The 16,949-nt window shown below is 47.5% G+C and carries 14 protein-coding genes; 9 read left to right on the top strand and 5 right to left on the bottom strand.

What is annotated here, in order from left to right:
• Positions 1-63 precede the first annotated feature (63 nt).
• Positions 64-645 carry a Crp/Fnr family transcriptional regulator gene (locus tag KW844_RS13100; protein ID WP_218377187.1) on the top strand — a complete coding sequence of 194 codons (582 nt, stop codon included), beginning with the start codon at positions 64-66 and terminating at the stop codon, positions 643-645.
• 12 nt (positions 646-657) lie between these two features.
• Here the strand turns inward: KW844_RS13100 and KW844_RS13095 are convergent, their stop codons facing one another.
• The 4 genes from KW844_RS13095 to KW844_RS13080 form a co-directional block, all read right to left on the bottom strand.
• Positions 658-1,278, bottom strand: coding sequence for an alpha/beta hydrolase (locus tag KW844_RS13095; RefSeq protein ID WP_218377186.1), 621 nt, complete (start codon positions 1,276-1,278; stop codon positions 658-660).
• A 212-nt stretch (positions 1,279-1,490) separates the two neighbouring features.
• On the bottom strand, positions 1,491-2,426 hold the full coding sequence (locus KW844_RS13090) for a ring-cleaving dioxygenase (RefSeq protein WP_218377185.1): 936 nt from the start codon (positions 2,424-2,426) through the stop codon (positions 1,491-1,493).
• 18 nt (positions 2,427-2,444) lie between these two features.
• On the bottom strand, positions 2,445-2,744 hold the full coding sequence (locus KW844_RS13085; protein WP_218377184.1) for a hypothetical protein: 300 nt from the start codon (positions 2,742-2,744) through the stop codon (positions 2,445-2,447).
• 4 nt (positions 2,745-2,748) lie between these two features.
• Positions 2,749-3,474 (bottom strand): pirin family protein, encoded by a 726-nt coding sequence (locus KW844_RS13080; protein ID WP_218377183.1) that lies wholly within the window; start codon positions 3,472-3,474, stop codon positions 2,749-2,751.
• 527 nt (positions 3,475-4,001) lie between these two features.
• On the opposite strand from KW844_RS13080, the gene KW844_RS13075 reads away from it, so the two are divergent.
• Entirely contained in the window at positions 4,002-4,817 is an 816-nt protein-coding gene (locus tag KW844_RS13075) for an HAD-IIA family hydrolase (RefSeq protein WP_218377182.1), read from the top strand.
• On the opposite strand, the gene KW844_RS13070 is transcribed toward KW844_RS13075, so the two are convergent.
• On the bottom strand, positions 4,794-5,051 hold the full coding sequence (locus tag KW844_RS13070; RefSeq protein ID WP_218377181.1) for a hypothetical protein: 258 nt from the start codon (positions 5,049-5,051) through the stop codon (positions 4,794-4,796). The two genes, KW844_RS13075 and KW844_RS13070, sit on opposite strands and share 24 nt — an antisense overlap.
• A gap of 182 nt (positions 5,052-5,233) precedes the next feature.
• Here KW844_RS13070 and KW844_RS13065 point away from each other — a divergent pair, with 182 nt between their 5' ends.
• The 7 genes from KW844_RS13065 to KW844_RS13035 all read left to right on the top strand — a co-directional run bounded on the left by KW844_RS13065 (position 5,234) and on the right by KW844_RS13035 (position 16,805).
• Complete coding sequence (locus KW844_RS13065) at positions 5,234-6,682, top strand: S9 family peptidase (protein ID WP_218377180.1); 1,449 nt, start codon at positions 5,234-5,236, stop codon at positions 6,680-6,682.
• A gap of 189 nt (positions 6,683-6,871) precedes the next feature.
• Positions 6,872-8,941 carry a carboxy terminal-processing peptidase gene (locus KW844_RS13060; protein WP_218377179.1) on the top strand — a complete coding sequence of 690 codons (2,070 nt, stop codon included), beginning with the start codon at positions 6,872-6,874 and terminating at the stop codon, positions 8,939-8,941.
• A 67-nt stretch (positions 8,942-9,008) separates the two neighbouring features.
• Positions 9,009-9,551: an RNA polymerase sigma-70 factor gene (locus tag KW844_RS13055; protein ID WP_218377178.1), complete on the top strand. Its 543-nt coding sequence runs from the start codon at positions 9,009-9,011 to the stop codon at positions 9,549-9,551.
• Between the two features lie 55 nt (positions 9,552-9,606).
• Positions 9,607-10,731 carry a FecR family protein gene (locus tag KW844_RS13050; RefSeq protein ID WP_218377177.1) on the top strand — a complete coding sequence of 375 codons (1,125 nt, stop codon included), beginning with the start codon at positions 9,607-9,609 and terminating at the stop codon, positions 10,729-10,731.
• A gap of 90 nt (positions 10,732-10,821) precedes the next feature.
• A complete protein-coding gene (locus KW844_RS13045) occupies positions 10,822-14,388 on the top strand; it encodes a SusC/RagA family TonB-linked outer membrane protein (RefSeq protein WP_218377176.1) in 3,567 nt (1,188 codons plus the stop codon).
• A 24-nt stretch (positions 14,389-14,412) separates the two neighbouring features.
• Positions 14,413-15,915, top strand: coding sequence for a RagB/SusD family nutrient uptake outer membrane protein (locus KW844_RS13040; protein ID WP_218377175.1), 1,503 nt, complete (start codon positions 14,413-14,415; stop codon positions 15,913-15,915).
• 29 nt (positions 15,916-15,944) lie between these two features.
• Positions 15,945-16,805, top strand: a complete 861-nt coding sequence (locus tag KW844_RS13035) for a hypothetical protein (protein ID WP_218377174.1) — start codon at positions 15,945-15,947, stop codon at positions 16,803-16,805.
• Positions 16,806-16,949 lie beyond the last annotated feature (144 nt).

The following is a 16,949-nucleotide window of genomic DNA, read 5'->3' as shown; positions in this document are numbered from 1 at the left end:
GAGGAATGTTGCAAATATCAAAATTCATTTTTTGTCCGAAAAATCCTGCATTATCTTTATACCATGTACGAGCAAATTGATCAATTCGTAGACAAGTGTATCCAGCTCACAGCAGAGGAGCGGGAATACTTTCATTCGTTGCTGAAGTTCAGGCGGGTACGCAAGCGTACCTATCTGTTGCAGGAGGGAGAGGTATGTGATTTCGAAGCCTTTATAGTAAAGGGTTTGGTGAGAACTTATTTTCTTAGTGAAGATGGTACCGAAACAATTTTATCATTTGCAGTAGAAAACTGGTGGGTGAGTGATTTATATAGTTTTACGGAGCAGAAACCTACCAACATGTTTATTGAAACCCTGGAGGACAGTGAGTTGCTGCTGATAGATTACAAGAGCAAGCAGCGGTTATTTGAGCAGGTACCCCAGTTTGATACCATGTTCCGTTTGCTGGTGCAGCGGTCGCTGTTTGCGTTGCAGCGTCGGTTTCACAGTCTCGTTTCTCAAACGGCGGAGCAACGTTATGTGGCGTTTACAGAAAAATATCCCGAGATTGTACAGCGCGTACCTCAAAATCAGATTGCCCGTTACCTGGGTGTGTCACCGGAATTTTTGAGTAAGGTGAGGGGAGCGATGCATAAAAAAAAGTAAGCCGGTGAAGGCTTACTTGAATACCAGTCTGTTTGCTTCTCTTATTTCGTCTACCGTTATTGTATGGCCCATCTGAGGATATATCGTTGCGGTTACTTCAGCCCCCATTTTTTTGAGTATTTCGGCCGACTCATGTACCCTTGCTACAGGTACGTGGAAGTCGGGGTCACTGCTGCCGATATACACCGGCGTATGATTAAAGTTTCCTTTATAATTTTCCGGGTAGATGTGATCGCCGATGAGGCCACCTGTAAAGGCCACTATGCCACCGTACTTATCTGCGTTCCGGGTGGTAAATTCCAGCGTAAGGCAGGCCCCTTGTGAGAATCCCAGGAAGTAAATGTTTTCTTTGGCGATGCCGGCAGCTACGGTGTCGTTTACCACTTCGTTCAGGAGGTTTAATGCGCTGCTGAGCCATGGCTCATTCTGGGCCGGTGGCGCCAGAAATGACTGCGGGTACCAGGTATTGCCGGTAGCCTGCGGGGCAATCAGCGTATAGTCTTTCACGTTAAGGTGTGGCGCCAGGGTAATGATATCGCTGGCGGAGGCACCGCGGCCATGGATCATGATGAGCGCTTTTTTGGCTTCGGTGATGGGTGTGCCGGCGGTGATTATATTTTTCTGATGTGTCATTGTTGCTCTAGTTTAGTTTGTTGATAGCATAGGCATTTGTTGGTTTTGGGATGACACCTTCGGTGTCATTCTGGAGGGCCCCGCTGCGCGGGGCCTTAACCTTCATGTTATCCGTGTAGCCCGCGTTACTTGCGGCCTCCCGCTTATTGCGGTTGTTGTTTCTGGTGTCATCCCGCAGGACCGCGCAACGCGCGGTCCTGCAACCTGAATAACTATTTTAATACCGGCAACACACCTTCAATTTCTTTTCTGTGTTGCTCGTATTGTTTTGGGAGTCGCAGGCCCTGACCCAGTTCGCTCAGTGGCTCATCCACGGTGAATCCGGGATTATCGGTAGCGATTTCGAAGAGCACGCCTCCTGGTTCTCTGAAGTAGAGGGAGTAGAAGTAGTCTCTGTCGATTTTCGGTGTGATATGATGACCGGCGGCGACAATTTTTTCACGCAGGGCCATTTGTATCTCATCGTTTGCTACGCGGAATGCCACGTGGTGGTTGGTACCGGCGGCGTTGTTACCACGGTCGCCTTCCGGTGTTGCCAGCAGGTCAATGATGTTGGCGCTTTCCACGGTGTTGGTACCGAAGCGGTAGCGGTTACCTTCCTGTGCCAGCAGCGTGTAGCCGAAGAGGTCAGTGAGCACTTTAGCGGTGGCGTCAATGTTTTTGAGCGTCAGCGTGGTACTGTGGAAACCCTTGGTGGCGGCGTCTTTTTTGATGTCGGCCGTTTCCCATGGGAGGCGGCTATCGATGGCGGGTGTTTCTACGAAGCTGAGTTGCAGACCATCCGGATCGGTAAAGCGAAGTACTTTATCACCAAGGCGTTCGATGGTTTCTTCGAAAGGCACGTTGAATTGTTTGAAGCGTTCTTTCCAAAATTCCAGGCTGCCTGTAGGAACGGTGTAACTGATTTCGGTAGCCATGCCGGTACCGGATGTGCCTTTGCCAATGTTTTGCCATGGGAAGAAGGTGAGGATGGTGCCGGGTGTACCTTGTTCGTTACCGAAGTAAAAGTGGTAGGTGCCGGGATCATCGAAGTTGACGGTTTTTTTCACCAGTCGTTGTCCGAGTACTTTGGTATAGAAGTCGAGATTTTGCTGTGCGTCGCCTGCAATAGCAGTGATGTGGTGTAAGCCTAAAATATTGTTGTTCATAGTAATTATTTTAAAAAGTTAGATTTCAAATGCAATGCGTATTTCATTTTCCAGCAGTCCGCTGCCGCCGCCGTAGTGGCGGATGATGCGGGTGTTGGTTGCTATATTATTTACCTGTGCTTCATCCGCCTGGCTAACGCCGGCGCAGAGCAGGATGCCATCGTAGGCATTGTTTTGCAGCAGTTGCTGCGCCTGTGCCAGTGATTCGGCGATGGTGCCGTGCCAGCCGTTATGGCTGTTGATGAGTCGGTGTACCACCTGCATAATTTCAGGATGGTAGCCTATTGCCAGCAGGTTCAGTGATGATTTGTTTGTCATAATCTTACAATTGAATGTTCATGGGTACATCAATTACCAGGATGGTGGCGCTGCTGCTTTTCACCTGGCCTTTGAAAGCTGCTGTGTCGCTGATACCGAGTGCATCGCCGGAAGAGAGTACATGTCCGTCTATGTCAATACTTCCATCGATTACATATAAATAGGCGCCGTTGCCATTTTGTTGTATTGTATAGGTAAATTCTTTATCTCCGTTGAATTTTCCCATGCTCAGGTAAGCATCCTGCTGGATCATGGCGGCCTTTTGGGAAGCTACCGGCGCTACGAAGGTGCCGAACTGGTTGTCGAACCAGGCATCCTGGAGGGTGAGGCGGCTATAATGCGGCGCTACGTTCAGGGCAGCAGGGTAGATCCATATTTGCAGGAAGCGGGTGTCTTCCGCCGTTTCGTGGTTGTATTCGCTGTGGAATACGCCACTGCCGGTGCTCATGACCTGTATTTCGCCGGCGCGGATCACTTCTTCGTTGCCGAGGTTGTCTTTATGGATCAGGCTTCCCTGCAGTGGTATGGAGATGATTTCCATGTTGTCGTGCGGATGTTTACCAAATCCTTTGGTGGCTTTCACGACATCGTCGTTGAATACACGCAGTGCGCCAAAGTGAATCCGTTTAGGATTGTAGTAATCCGCGAAGCTGAAGGTTTTTTTGCTTTCCAGCCAGTCGTTGTATTCGTGGTGTCTGCTGTCTTCTTTATGTAGGATATACTTGCTCATGGTTTGTATCGTTGTTTGTGATGTAAAATTGCGAAGAAGTGGGGTAGTGGCAAATGAACTGGATTAAGAAGTGGACTTAATCTAGGTTAAGAATTTCTGTCCGATGGGATAGCAAGGTGCACCGTGAAGTTTGCGGAGTGTATTTATTTTGTACCAGGGATTCGATTGAGGAATCGTCAAATTGAGCTAAACCTATATTGTGATTGAATTTTCAGGGTTTATATTTTTATATTAAAAATAAATGTATATAATTTAATTTGAGTTAAATTGGTGTAATTATTCATTTTTGAAAGAAAAAATTAACATCTTCAAAAAAATAATACATACCTTTATGTCGGCATCAGCAAATATGATCGCCATCTTTTAACCCAAGGTAAGCGCTTCACATCATGGAGCATTACCATAAACATCGGACTCAGTACCGGTTACCAATGCCATCCGGCAACCCCGCCTTTATCCATTCCATAGTTAATTAAGATTGTGAATTTGTATCAACTATAATATAGTTTAACCAACATCTGATTGCTATGAAAAAAAAGGGATTTTTGATCGACATGGACGGCGTGATCTACAAAGGCTCCGAACCCATTCCGGGCGCAGTAGACTTTATCAACGGACTCAGAGAAAGGGAGCTGCCTTTTCTGTTTCTGACCAATAACAGCCAGCGTACCAGCAGAGATGTTTGCTACAAGCTAAACAAGATGGGCTTTAAGGTAAACGAAGAAGATATTTTTACCTGCGCCATGGCTACCGCCCGTTACCTCGCCTCCAAAAAAGAAAACGGTACCGCCTACGTAATAGGAGAAGGCGGACTACTCACCGAACTATACAATGCAGGATATTCTATTGTGGATGATCAGCCGGATTATGTAATCATCGGGGAAGGACGTACCATCATGCTCGAATCAGTGGATAAAGCACTGAACATGATCATGAAAGGTGCAAAATTAATTGCCACCAACCTGGACCCTAACTGCCCCGTAGCAGATGGTAAATACCGCGCCGGCTGTGGTGCACTGGTAGCCATGCTGGAATGCGCCAGCGGCGTACAGGCATTCAGCGTGGGTAAACCCAGCCCGGTAATGATGCGCATGGCCCGCAAAGCATTGCAACTCACCACCGACGAAACCGTAATGATCGGCGATACCATGGGCACCGATATCCTCGGCGCCGGTTCCATGGGCTTCACCACCGTGCTTACACTTACTGGTGTCACCAGGCGGGAAGACCTCGTACACTTCGGCTACGCACCTGATTTTATTATCGAATCCATCAAAGATCTGCTCAACCAAAACCTGTTCGAACGCGTGATTGGTCGATCACTCGTACCAGCGGAATATTAGAAAATAGCTGCTGTAAAACCGGCCCTGCTGGCGGTGCGTGACTGCATCTGCTGGTAGGGCTTTCTTGTTTTTCACATCCACAAGTGCCACCCATAAAGTGGTATATGCAAATACCAGCAGACGGACCAGGACCTCAATTAATAAATTCTTGTTGGCAGTCAGACTTCCGGCAATTGCTACCAAAGCTGCCGTTAAAGGAAGAGAGATAAGAAGGTACAGGCTATATTTTTTCATAACGTTGATGAATATAGGAAAACTCCGATACATATAACAGCAGCTGATAAGGTTTTGGGGAGATATCAGTGCTGCTGGGGATCGTAAAGTCGTGAAATCTTGGTGGCCCGCGGCTCATTAGTTTTTGATACTTTCGGGAAGAATTAGTGATTACCCAATCCTTAACCCTTCGATCCCATAGTATGACTAAACGATTTTCCATTTTTTTCAGGCAGCTGGTAATGCTGCTGCTATGCCAGTTTTCCATGATGACTGTTTTCGCCCAGCAATACACCGGCAGCTGGTACGGAACGCTGGCCACGCCATTTCAGAAGATGGTGCTGGTATATCATGTTACGGCCGATGCTGCCGGCAATTTATCGGCTACCATGGACAGTCCCGATCAGAAAGCTTTCTGTATTAAAATGGACACGGCCTATGTGGCCAATGATTCTCTTCACATAATATTTAAAAGAGCACGTATTACCTATGCTGCTGTATTGGTAAACGATACGGCGTTACATGGCAGCTTTTACCAGGGAGCAGCCCTGCAGCTGAACATGACACACGATAAGCTGGACGCCGCACCTGCGGTACGCCGCCCGCAAACGCCCAGGCCGCCGTTTAGCTATAACGTGGTCGATACTACGTACTTTAATGCGGATAAGTCCATCCAGTTCGGCGCCACGCTTACCTATCCCAAAGAGAATAAGCGCTATCCCGTTATGCTGATGATCACCGGCAGCGGACAACAGGATCGTGATGAAAGCCTGTTTGATCACAAGCCTTTCGCCATCATCGCGGATTACCTGGCCAAACAAGGTTATGCCGTGCTTCGGGTAGACGACAGGGGAGCAGGTAAAACCACCGGCCAGTTCAAAGACGCTACCTCCGCAGATTTTGCAAAAGATGTACAGGCAGGAATCGCCTTTCTTAAAACCCTGCCGGTAGTAGATCCCAATAAAATCGGTTTGATGGGACACAGCGAGGGTGGCTGCATCGCCGCTATGATAGCCGCAGAATCAAAAGACGTCGCTTTTGTAATATCGCTGGCAGGCGTGGGCGTTAGTGGTAAAGAGCTGGTGGTGCAGCAGGGGATAGATATGCGCCGTGCTACAGGAAAAACAACCGCCGGGGACCTGAAAATCATCGAAAAATCGTTGGATATGGTAGTTAACACCGTTATCGCAGAACCAGACCCGGTAAAAGGCCTGGCCAAAATTACGGCAGATTCAAAAGCATTTGAAAAAAACATTCCGGATACCACACTGGCACGCCTGTATGAAAATACAGATGCTGCGGGGCGCGACAAAAACCTCCAGGCCACTGTGAATCGCTTTTACGATCCCTGGTTCCGCTTTCTCATCACCCGCAACTTTCCTGACTACTGGAAAAAGGTAACCGTACCTGTGCTGGCTATCAACGGCGAAAAAGATATCCAGGTAGCAGCGGAATCAAACCTGGCAGCTATACGCACCGCCACCAAAAGCAATGGCAATAAAAAGGTTACCACGGTAAACCTGCCGGGGTTAAACCACCTGTTTCAGCATTGTAAAACCTGCACTTTACAGGAGTATGTGTCGCTGGAAGAGTCCCTTGCGCCGGAGCTGCTGGAGCAGTTACGGGTATGGCTGGCTGCAAATGTGAAGTAGTTAATTAATCATAACGCACTGGGAGCAGGCCGCCGGCCTGCTCCCAGTGCGATTGGGGAAGACCTTCGGTCTTCCCCAATCGTTTTTTACGAAAAAAAATAAACCCCGCTTCACCCTTTTTCCAACCCCAATTGCCTCTATTATAAATAGACGCCACCGCGGAGGTATCTATTATTAAATATAATAAATATGACAATTTCGAAATACTGCTGCTATCTGCCGATAATGCTGATGGGATACAACGCCATAGCGGGTGAACCTACCGATCCACAAAAAGAACTAAACCGTAAAAACACCATACGGTTAGTGATGAAGCGAATAAATAACGAACACTATGCTCCTAAACTGGTCAACGACCAGTTCTCCCAAAGGATCTGGCAGCAATACCTCCGCGTGATTGATGCCAATAAAAATACACTGCTTCAGCAGGATGTGGATGGCTTGCGTAAATATGAAACCCTTATCGACGATCAGCTGACCACCCAGTCCCTGGAGTATTTCAATGCCGCATACACCATACAATTAAAGCGACTCGCCGAGTTGCAGCAGCTGTATCGCAACCTGCTCGCTCAGCCTATGAACTTCCGTCAGAAAGAAACCGTTGCCCCCACCAGGACAATGGCATCTTTCCCAAAAACAGAAAAAGAACGTGCAGAAATATGGCGTAAGTCCATGAAGTATGAAGTGCTGAAAAAGGTGATGGAAATCCAGCGCCAGGACAGCACCAAATCCGATGTGGCAGCAGAAGCAGCCGCCCGCAAAGCCGTGCTGGCCAATATGGACCAGCTGTTTAGTAACCTGATGAGCACCACCGCTGCGGATGATCGCTTTGCCGCCTTCCTCAATGCAGTAGCCATGGAAATGGACCCGCACACCACTTTTATGGCGCCTATCGACGCCTCCCTGCGGGAAACCATGATGACCCACCGCTACTTCGGACTCGGAATGGAACTGACTACCCTGGATGGGGATGTAGTCATCAAACGCGTACTCCCCGGTGGTACCGCTGATCTCAGCGGATTACTCCAAGCCGATGACCACATCCTGGAACTGAGTGACGACAACGGTAAAATGGTGACTGTAGCAGGCATGAGTATCACAGAGGCTTCCAGGCTCATACGCGGCCCGCTCAACTCCTCCGTGAAAATGAAGGTGCGCAAGTCTTCCGGCGAAGTGAAACAAATAGAAGTAAAAAGAGGGGAAATAAAGGAAGATGCCAATGCCGCCAGAAGTGCGGTAGTAATAGAAGGAACCAAAAAAATCGGTTACGTACAACTCTCCGAATTCTACCTGGACGCTAAAAATATGAATGGCGTGCGCTGTGCCCGCGATGTAGCCATGGAAGTACTGAAGCTGAAGCAGGAAGCAGTAGATGGGATCGTGATCGACCTGAGAGGCAACCCAGGCGGTTCACTCGATGAAGTAGTGACCATGACCGGCCTGTTTGTGAAAGCAGGACCTGTAGTTTTAGGCAAAGGAAAAGATAAAATAGAATCGTACAGTATAGATAATAATGGCGAAACCCTCTACGATGGCCCACTGGCAGTAATGATAGACGAAGGCAGTGCATCTGCCTCCGAAATATTTTCTGCGGCCATTCAGGACTATAAGCGCGGTATTGTAGTAGGCAGCCCTACCTCCTTCGGAAAAGGCACCATGCAGGTGACTTATCCAATGGGCAAGCTGGGCGACAGCGCCAGAGGTATTCCTAACATTAATTACGGTAGCATAGGCCTTACCATCAAGAAGTTTTACCGTATCAACGGCACCACCACCCAGCTGGGAGGAGTTGTACCAGACGTAATTTTCCCAAGCAAAAAAATATATGCGAAAATCAGGGAAAAGGATTTCGATTCCGCGATGCCGGCAGATACCATACCAGCCGCTCGTTTCCAGCCATACACCAACACTGCGCTCCTGCAGCGAACCATCCAGCAGGCAAATGCAAAAATTGCCGCCGACCCCAATTACCAACAACTTAAGCAACACGTAGAATGGCTGCATAGCCAGCAAAATCAGCCTGTCAACCTGGAAAAAACGCTTTTCAGCAAACAGATGAAGGAAAGCCGCCAGCACGAACTGGCCATTGATAGCGCGCTGACACTATCACCCGATCACCAACTTAGTTTGAAAGGAACCGCGGATGACAAATTACCGGCCGACAAGCGCGCACGGTACCAGGACTGGCTCAAAGCCTGCGCCCGGGACAGGCAACTGGCCGAAACGGTGCAGATGCTGACCGGAATGGCGAATAATTAGCCTGGAGTATTGATTATCCGGTTTTTACGCTATTTTGTGTTGATAATTTTACGGGTGCCAACACGATATGTATCAACCAAACTCTATAGAGCCGGCTTCTTTTGAAGAACTTTTTCGTAGCCACTATTCTATATTGTGCGCCACAGCTTATTATGTATTGGAAGATGAAGATGCAGCAAAAGACATGGTGCAAGACTTTTTCATGTACTGCTGGGATAAGCGCAATATTATCCAGATCACACAAAATTTTAGAAGTTATGCAACCAGAGCTGTTCGTAATGCCAGTTTAAACTACCTGAAAAAAAACGGTAAAGTAATATTTAATGACCCTTCCGATTCCATGGATCAGGCACCGGATACGGTGGAAGACAAGGAATTGGAGGAAAGCCGCCATGCTGCCCTGTGGGCAGCTATCGGCCGTTTGCCGGAACAGCGCCGCCGCATTTTTTTAATGAGCAACCGCGATGAATTGTCGTACAACGACGTGGCCGGCAAACTCAATATTTCTGTCAATACCGTTAAAACACAAATGAAACTGGCCTATCAATTCCTGCGGAAAGAATGTGAATGGATGTTCATCTACATCGTCTTCCTGATTTTTTTTAAATAAAGGAGATTTTTGATTCACCCTTTTTCTGACTCGAATTGCCTTAATTCATATAATCATGAATACACCAGATCAAGATATCAATTGGGATAAGATTTTATCCGCCCTCGCAGATGGTGATACCAGCCAGCTGACCGATGCGGAGAAGTCTGCCTACCTCGCCGCCCTGGAAATGAAGCAGCTGACCAAATCTGCGGAACGTTTTCCGACAGAGGAAGGGTGGCAGCGGTTTGCCGCTGACAGGGAGCAACGTAGCTTAAAGGTGCGCTGGCGCAACCGGCTGGCCGTAGCGGCCACGCTGCTGGTATTGCTCGGCGCGGCCGGTACCTGGTGGGCACTCCATCAAACAAAACCTTCGGCCAAACCGGGCATGCTGGCCAAAGCCACCTTGCCGCCTTCTTCGGGAGTGCAGATTAAAATGGGTAACGGCCAGTTCATTTCCCTGGATAGCGCCGGGAAAACTACGCAACTGGCCAATGGTACTACCGTGCAACTGAATAAAGCCAACGTGATTCAATATAGTGTAAGCAGCACCGTTACCATTCAACTGGATACCCTCGTGGTGCCAAATGGTAATAAAGCACATATTGTTTTGGGAGATGGTAGCCATGTATGGCTCAACGCCGGCTCGCAGCTGGTATACCCTACCGCCTTCAACGGTAAAACCAGGCAGGTATACATAACAGGAGAGGCCTTCTTTGAGGTAGCCCCTAACGCGCAGCAGGTGTTTGAAGTGGCCGCAGGTGCGGTAAACGTGAATGTACTGGGTACATCCTTTAACATCAATAATTACAATACCACTATTCAAACTACGCTGGTAACAGGGAAGGTAAGTACAGGTACAGCCGGTAATACACTGGTGCTTACACCAGGGCAACAGGCGCAGTACAACAGCCATACCCACCAGCAGCAACGGATCAACGTAGATACACGCATTTATACCGCCTGGAAAGATGGCGACCTGTATTTTGAAGAAGCAGGACTGGGGCAGATAATGGAAAGCCTGGGACGTAGCTACGACTATACCTTCACCTGCAAAGATGCCACCCTGGCGCAATTACAGCTCACCCTGGATATGCGCCAGCCAACAAACCTGCAACAGGTGCTGGATCAGATCAGCCGTATCACCGGAACTGTACAGTTCCGAATCGAAGGAAGAAATATTGAAGTATTTAGAAAATAAGTGAATAAAGAGAATCAATTAGAAACGTGGCATCAGGGTACCGCTATCAGCAGGTGAGCCAGACTGTTTAACCAACTAATATCAATCAAGATGAAAACAATGAAGGGCACACCCTCGTTCAGGAGGGCCGTGCAGGGCTATGCTATGCCATTGCTGCTGCTATTTACATTGCTGCTGACCACAGTGACAGCAAGCGCCTGGCAGTCGGACGTACTGGCTAAAAGGGTAACGTACCAATCAAAAGATTTGCCGTTATCCACCGTGTTAAAGCAAATCCGCGACATTACAAAAGTGCGCTTTACCTACGATAACGCCCTGGTTAAAAAAGGCCCCGCGGTTACCGTAGACCAGAAAAACGGCACTTTAGGTGAATTGCTCAAAAAAGTACTGGTCAACTCCGGGCTTGAGTTTGTGGAAGACTTTGGAGGGATTGTAATCTTTCCGCATATCACTGCTTCTATAGACGTACAGGTGGGATTTTACATACAGGGACAAGTGCAAAATGCCCAGGGCGAACCACTGGCAGGTGTATCCATCGCGGCCTCCGGCAAGTCCATGGGTACTACCACACAGGCAGATGGTATGTTTGGGATGGTAGTGAATGATAAGCAGCCCGTGCGCTTTTCGTTGGTTGGAATGAAAACGCTCGTGCGCTCCTTTTCTTCTACCAACAACAGTACCCTGTTTAAAATAGTCATGGATACTGCCGTACAGGAAATACAGGAAGTGGTAGTAAACGGGTATCAGAAAATCGATGCCCGCATGTCTACCGCTTCGGTATATAAACTGGATGCCGCAGAAATGATGATACCAGGCTCACCCAGCATTGATAAAATGTTGCAGGGTAAGGTGCCGGGATTATTGGTAATGAATAATTCCGGTAGCGTAAATGCACGCCCCACCATTCGTATTCGTGGTACATCTACCTTTGTGGGCAACGCCAGCCCATTGTGGGTAATTGATAACGTGGTACGTCCTGACCCGGTAAACATCTCCGCCACTCAGCTGAACAATGTGGTAAGTGATGCGCAGACAGGCGACTTTTCCATGATAGGCAGCGCCGTTAGTGGACTCAATCCATATGATGTGGAGAGTATCACCTTCCTCAAAGATGCTGCCGCTACCGCCATCTATGGCGTACGTGCTGCCAACGGAGTAATAGTCGTGACCACCAAAAGAGGAAAGGCAGGTCCCATGCGTGTGTCCTATAATAGTAACTATGGCTTCAGCCAGCGCCCGGACTTCACCAAAATGAAGCTCATGAACTCCGCCGAAAGAGTGGAACTGAGCCGCCAACTGCTGCAGGACGGACTCCCTCATAGAACCCTTAGCGATTTTTTGAACGAGCCGTACTCCTACGAAGGCCTCTTCATGTCACTGAATGCAAAAAAAATTACAGAAGCCGAGTTTAACACTGCTGTGGAGAAGCTGCAAACCAATAATACAGACTGGTTCAAGCTATTGTTCCGGAACCAGTTTTCCATGACCCAATCCATCAGTATGGGCGGTGGTGCCGGTAAAACAACTTATTACACTTCCTTTTCCTATACCGATAATAAAGGTCTCGCCCAAAAAGACAGGCTAAAAAGATATACAGCAGATGTAGGTGTGCATACGGAAGGAGGAAAGCGACTGGAGCTGGACGTACGCCTGCAAGGTAATTTCAATAAAAATGTAGGTTATTACCCCAGTGTACAACCGCTGACTTATGCACTCAGTACCAGCAGGGCACTGGCGCCGGATATTGCCTATGCACTGTCTTCTTCCACCGTTATCAAGCATCCGATGCCGGGGCCCATTACTTTTAACATCTTCAACGAAATTGCCAGCACAGAAAATACCAGTAGTGTAAGGTCGTTGATGGGTAGCTTATCTGCCAGGTACAAGATTTTGCCGCGCCTGTCTTTAAGAAGTACCATAAATGCAGTACTGGATAACAGTGAGAGTTTTATGGCCGCTTATGAAAACAGCTACAATATTTCAGCGATGCGTGGCTGGGACCTGGGCTATGCACCCACCACACTGCAGGTAAACGAGTCTAAAATACCTTATGGTGGCCTTGCCAACATCGGTACCAGTTTCTCGTCTACCATCACGAACACCAATATGCTGGATTACTCCCTGGGATTATTTAAGGAAAGAGATCAGCTGGCATTTATGGTCGGTACGGAGGCCCGTTCCACACAGCTGAAGATGAATAAAACCCAGCAACCCGGTTACTTCCCGGATCGAGGGCAAACTTTTTCTCCTTCCTATCCCAGCCTCAATCAGCTGATGAATTACAGCATCACCAATTCCCTGAACAACGTATTCTCCCTGATGGCCACGGCCACCTATAGCCTCAAGAGCAGATATGCGTTTAGTGTGACTGCGAGGTCTGATGGTTCCAACCGGTTTGGCCAATATTCCAATGCTAAATTTTTACCCAACTATGGAGTTTCCGGAAGATGGGATGTATCCAGTGAAAAATGGTTACAAACCAGTCGGCTCATTAGCGGCCTCGTGTTGCGTGGTTCCTATGGTTCCCAGGGAAATGTGGTGGACGCGGTAGGGCCTGAGCTGATCGCCTCTTATCCTGTAAACGGCTCCATTAATCAGATCACCGGCTTTCCACAACTCGATATCAAATCATTGGCTTATCCTTCCCTGCGCTGGGAAAAAACGCACCAGTTTAACCTGGGGATGGATGTATCCCTGTTCGACAGAAGGGTAAATATAAACACCGATTTTTATACCAAAAGAAGCCGTGATCTTATCATGGCACGTACCATTGCTGCTGAATATGGTGTTACCACCATGTATAAAAATGAAGGAAGGATGGTTAACAGCGGGCTGGAGCTGACGGTAAACGTAGAAGTGATCCGGAAGAAAAATATGAATCTCTCCCTGACTTTTATTAACAGCAGAAACTATAATACCATAGGAGATAATCAGTTCAGTAATGATTACCAGAGCTATTTTTCTGGTACAGCAAATGTTCCGGGCAGGGCGATCAGTGGTTTTTATTCCTATAAATTTACCGGGCTGTCCCCGGAAAACGGATTGCCGAAATTCGCTGATTTGGATGGTAAAAGGGTTACACTCGATGATCCAACCACGTGGCTCGTGTATTCAGGACAGTTACAACCTATTATGAATGGCAGCTTCTCTGTGAGTGGACGGTATAAGCAACTGTCGCTCCATGCCACCCTCGCCTATGGCTTTGGTAGCCATAAAAGATTAGATCCATTGTTTCTCAATAAAACCAATGACGGCGTGCCGCCGCCATTTGGTAATGCCAACAGTGTACTGCTGAACCGCTGGCGTAAACCAGGTGATGAAGCCATCACAAACATACCTGCACTGGTGGATCAAACCGTCGCAAATGCTAATGCTGCATTGTCGGATAATGTTTATGCCGCCTATACGAAGTCTGATATCAGAGTTGTCCGTAACGACTTTATACGCTGTCCCAGTGTGAACCTGAATTATGCCTTCCCGTTATCAGTAGTAAAGCGGTTAGGTGTAAACGGACTAAACGGAGGAGTATTTGTATCCAATGTGTTTACTATCGCCAGCAAAGCCCTGAATGGGCAGGACCCTGAAACCGACGGGGTAGGTACCTCGGCATTGCCCATTGCACGGCAATATGGTCTTAACCTGACGCTGAATTTATAATACAGATCCATTAAATAAATTATTATGAAGAAGTTATTTCTCCTGGCTTTTTTAGTGGTCCCGTTTGGTGGATGTAAAAAGTTTCTTGAAGAGCGTTCGCAGTACGAAATTATACCTAAAACGACCAAGCAGTTTAGCGAAATATTATATACAGAAGGGATGCCCGGTGCAAAAACATTGTTGCAGCCCTACCTGACTTTTATGGATGATGATTTTCAGGCTTTCAATGGTGAGATGCTCCCTTCCGATGAGGATCTTACTGTTAATGCGCCCTGTTATCAATGGCAGCCAGATTTTATAGACCTGAGTAAGAATGGAGGAGGTACACTGGCTTCCAGCGGAATGGATTCCTGGAGTACCTACTATCAGTTGTTGTTGGGTGCCAATGTGGCCATTCAGGAGATCGATGGTTCGCAGGGAGAACTAAAAGATAAAATTCAGTTTAAGGGGGAAGCCTTTGCAGCCCGGGCCTTTTATCATTTTATGCTTGTGAACCTGTATGCTTTGCCATACAATGACTCCACCACCACACCGGATAAACTGGTGGGTATACCCATGCGTTTGAATGCCAACCTGGAGGACGAAAGCCCGAAGAGAAGCTCCGTAAAAGCGGTATACGATCAGGTGATTGCTGACCTGGATTCTTCTATACAGCTCCTGGAACAGCAAAAGCTGCAACTCCCCGCATTTCGTATGTCCTATTTAGGTGCAGAGTTGCTGGCGTCCCGCGTAAACCTGTACATGGAAAACTGGGAAAAAGTTATTGAACATGCCAGTGTGGTGATCGAACGTCATCCGCAATTGATGGACTTCACGGAATGGCAGCCCATTCCGGATCCCAATGATCCGAATCCAAGGCCGTTCATTGCACCTGATAATCCGGAAGTGCTGTGGTATTATGGCAGCGTCCTGGAATATACATCCAGAGGTTTGATGGTAGCTTATGATGTATCGTACGACTACATGTCCATCCTGGAACCTGGTGACCTGCGCCGGGATAAATATATTTCCGAAGTACCGGAGATCTTCAAACCACTGGTGTTAACCCCTTACTCGCAGCTAAAAAATGTGGGCACGATGGGGAATAGTATGCTCGGTAATGCCTGGAGAACCGCAGAAGCCTATCTGAATCGTGCGGAAGCCTATATTCAACTCTACCGTACCACCGGAAATGCCGAAGCAGCACAGAAAGGTTTGGATGACTTAAATAAACTCCGTGCTTCCCGCTGGGATAAGACCAAATTTGTACCATGGACACTGCACCCCGGCGATGAACTGTTGCAGCTATGCCGCCAGGAAAGAAGGAGGGAGCTGTTTATGGAGGGCGGTCACCGCTGGTTTGACCTGCGTAGGTACGGAATGCCCGCTATCAGGCATTCTTATATGCCTACAAAAAATACGACGGAAATCTATGAGCTCAAAAAACGTGATCCACAATACGTGATGCCAATCTCCAATGAAGTGCTGGAGAAAAACAGGACGCTGGGACAAACTCCCAGTATTGGTGCCAGACGCATGCCTATCTAATGGATTATTCACCTAATAAAAAAACTACCATGCAGATATACAAAAAATTAAGAGGGATTGCCGCAAGTCTGTTTGTGATGTGCAGCCTGTATGCCTGTAAAAAGGAAGCTGCTATTCAACCAGTACCCAATCCTCCTTTCTATACGCTTCCACAGGGTGATCAGCCTTATGATGATTCCATCGTGGCTTTCAGGAATCAATATAGCTCCTACATTTTATACAAGTTTACCAATCACGACCTGTTGTATGAGGTAACAGGGAATGTGCCACGGTTAGCTGCTAAAATAGCCAACCCGCCATACATAGATACAACATTGAAGCTTTTCAAAACTGTATTTATGAATTATTTTCCGGAGGAATTCCTGAAAAAGACAATGCCATACAAGATTTTGCTTGCGGCCTCTATCGATACAATGAATGTCTCTGCCATCACCAAACTGGTTCCTTCCATTACAGGTACTTTTGCCACCGCTACCTCATTGGTGATTGGTTGGGCGGATAGTGCTTTTCTGAAGAAAAAATACCCGGCCAGAACTCTCCGGGAATGGGTGACTGCAGCCTATTTTAAAAATGCTACTTTGGGCGGTGCTATTAAAATTCCCCTTGATTTTGTGAAGCTGGCCCCGCCTGCATACAATACTGCCACCAGTGACCCCCGTGGAATGGGTTTTTTAGGGCAGGCAACCCAGATGTCGGATATCAGTATTTACTGGGATTTTGGTATGTATGTAGCCTATATCTCCAGCCGTACACGTGCTGAGTTGAACAATACGATCTTCAAACCGAATTATGATACCAAAGGTATGGTCAGGAAAAAATATGAGGTAGTGTGCAATTTCTTCCAGACCGAGTATGGGATCGATTTACAGGCTATTGGTGAACGACCGTAGCGTTGTACTGATTTAAATTTGTTTTGACGGGCCCTGCTTTGCGGGGCCTATTTTTTTTATCAAAATTTATTTAAAAAATAACCTGGAAGCTTCACCCTTTTGAAGCGATTGATTGCCTTAATTGTAACTAATACTGTTACGAAA

The organism is Chitinophaga sp. sic0106 (assembly GCF_019219075.1).
GTDB lineage: Bacteria > Bacteroidota > Bacteroidia > Chitinophagales > Chitinophagaceae > Chitinophaga.
This window is presented reverse-complemented; position numbering and strand designations above follow the sequence as displayed.

Coding starts and splice junctions, on each gene's coding strand:
- KW844_RS13100 (WP_218377187.1), top strand. CDS start 64: ATGTACGAGCAAATTGATCAATTCGTAGACAAGTGTATCCAGCTCACA.
- KW844_RS13095 (WP_218377186.1), bottom strand. CDS start 1,278: ATGACACATCAGAAAAATATAATCACCGCCGGCACACCCATCACCGAA.
- KW844_RS13090 (WP_218377185.1), bottom strand. CDS start 2,426: ATGAACAACAATATTTTAGGCTTACACCACATCACTGCTATTGCAGGC.
- KW844_RS13085 (WP_218377184.1), bottom strand. CDS start 2,744: ATGACAAACAAATCATCACTGAACCTGCTGGCAATAGGCTACCATCCT.
- KW844_RS13080 (WP_218377183.1), bottom strand. CDS start 3,474: ATGAGCAAGTATATCCTACATAAAGAAGACAGCAGACACCACGAATAC.
- KW844_RS13075 (WP_218377182.1), top strand. CDS start 4,002: ATGAAAAAAAAGGGATTTTTGATCGACATGGACGGCGTGATCTACAAA.
- KW844_RS13070 (WP_218377181.1), bottom strand. CDS start 5,051: ATGAAAAAATATAGCCTGTACCTTCTTATCTCTCTTCCTTTAACGGCA.
- KW844_RS13065 (WP_218377180.1), top strand. CDS start 5,234: ATGACTAAACGATTTTCCATTTTTTTCAGGCAGCTGGTAATGCTGCTG.
- KW844_RS13060 (WP_218377179.1), top strand. CDS start 6,872: ATGACAATTTCGAAATACTGCTGCTATCTGCCGATAATGCTGATGGGA.
- KW844_RS13055 (WP_218377178.1), top strand. CDS start 9,009: ATGTATCAACCAAACTCTATAGAGCCGGCTTCTTTTGAAGAACTTTTT.
- KW844_RS13050 (WP_218377177.1), top strand. CDS start 9,607: ATGAATACACCAGATCAAGATATCAATTGGGATAAGATTTTATCCGCC.
- KW844_RS13045 (WP_218377176.1), top strand. CDS start 10,822: ATGAAAACAATGAAGGGCACACCCTCGTTCAGGAGGGCCGTGCAGGGC.
- KW844_RS13040 (WP_218377175.1), top strand. CDS start 14,413: ATGAAGAAGTTATTTCTCCTGGCTTTTTTAGTGGTCCCGTTTGGTGGA.
- KW844_RS13035 (WP_218377174.1), top strand. CDS start 15,945: ATGCAGATATACAAAAAATTAAGAGGGATTGCCGCAAGTCTGTTTGTG.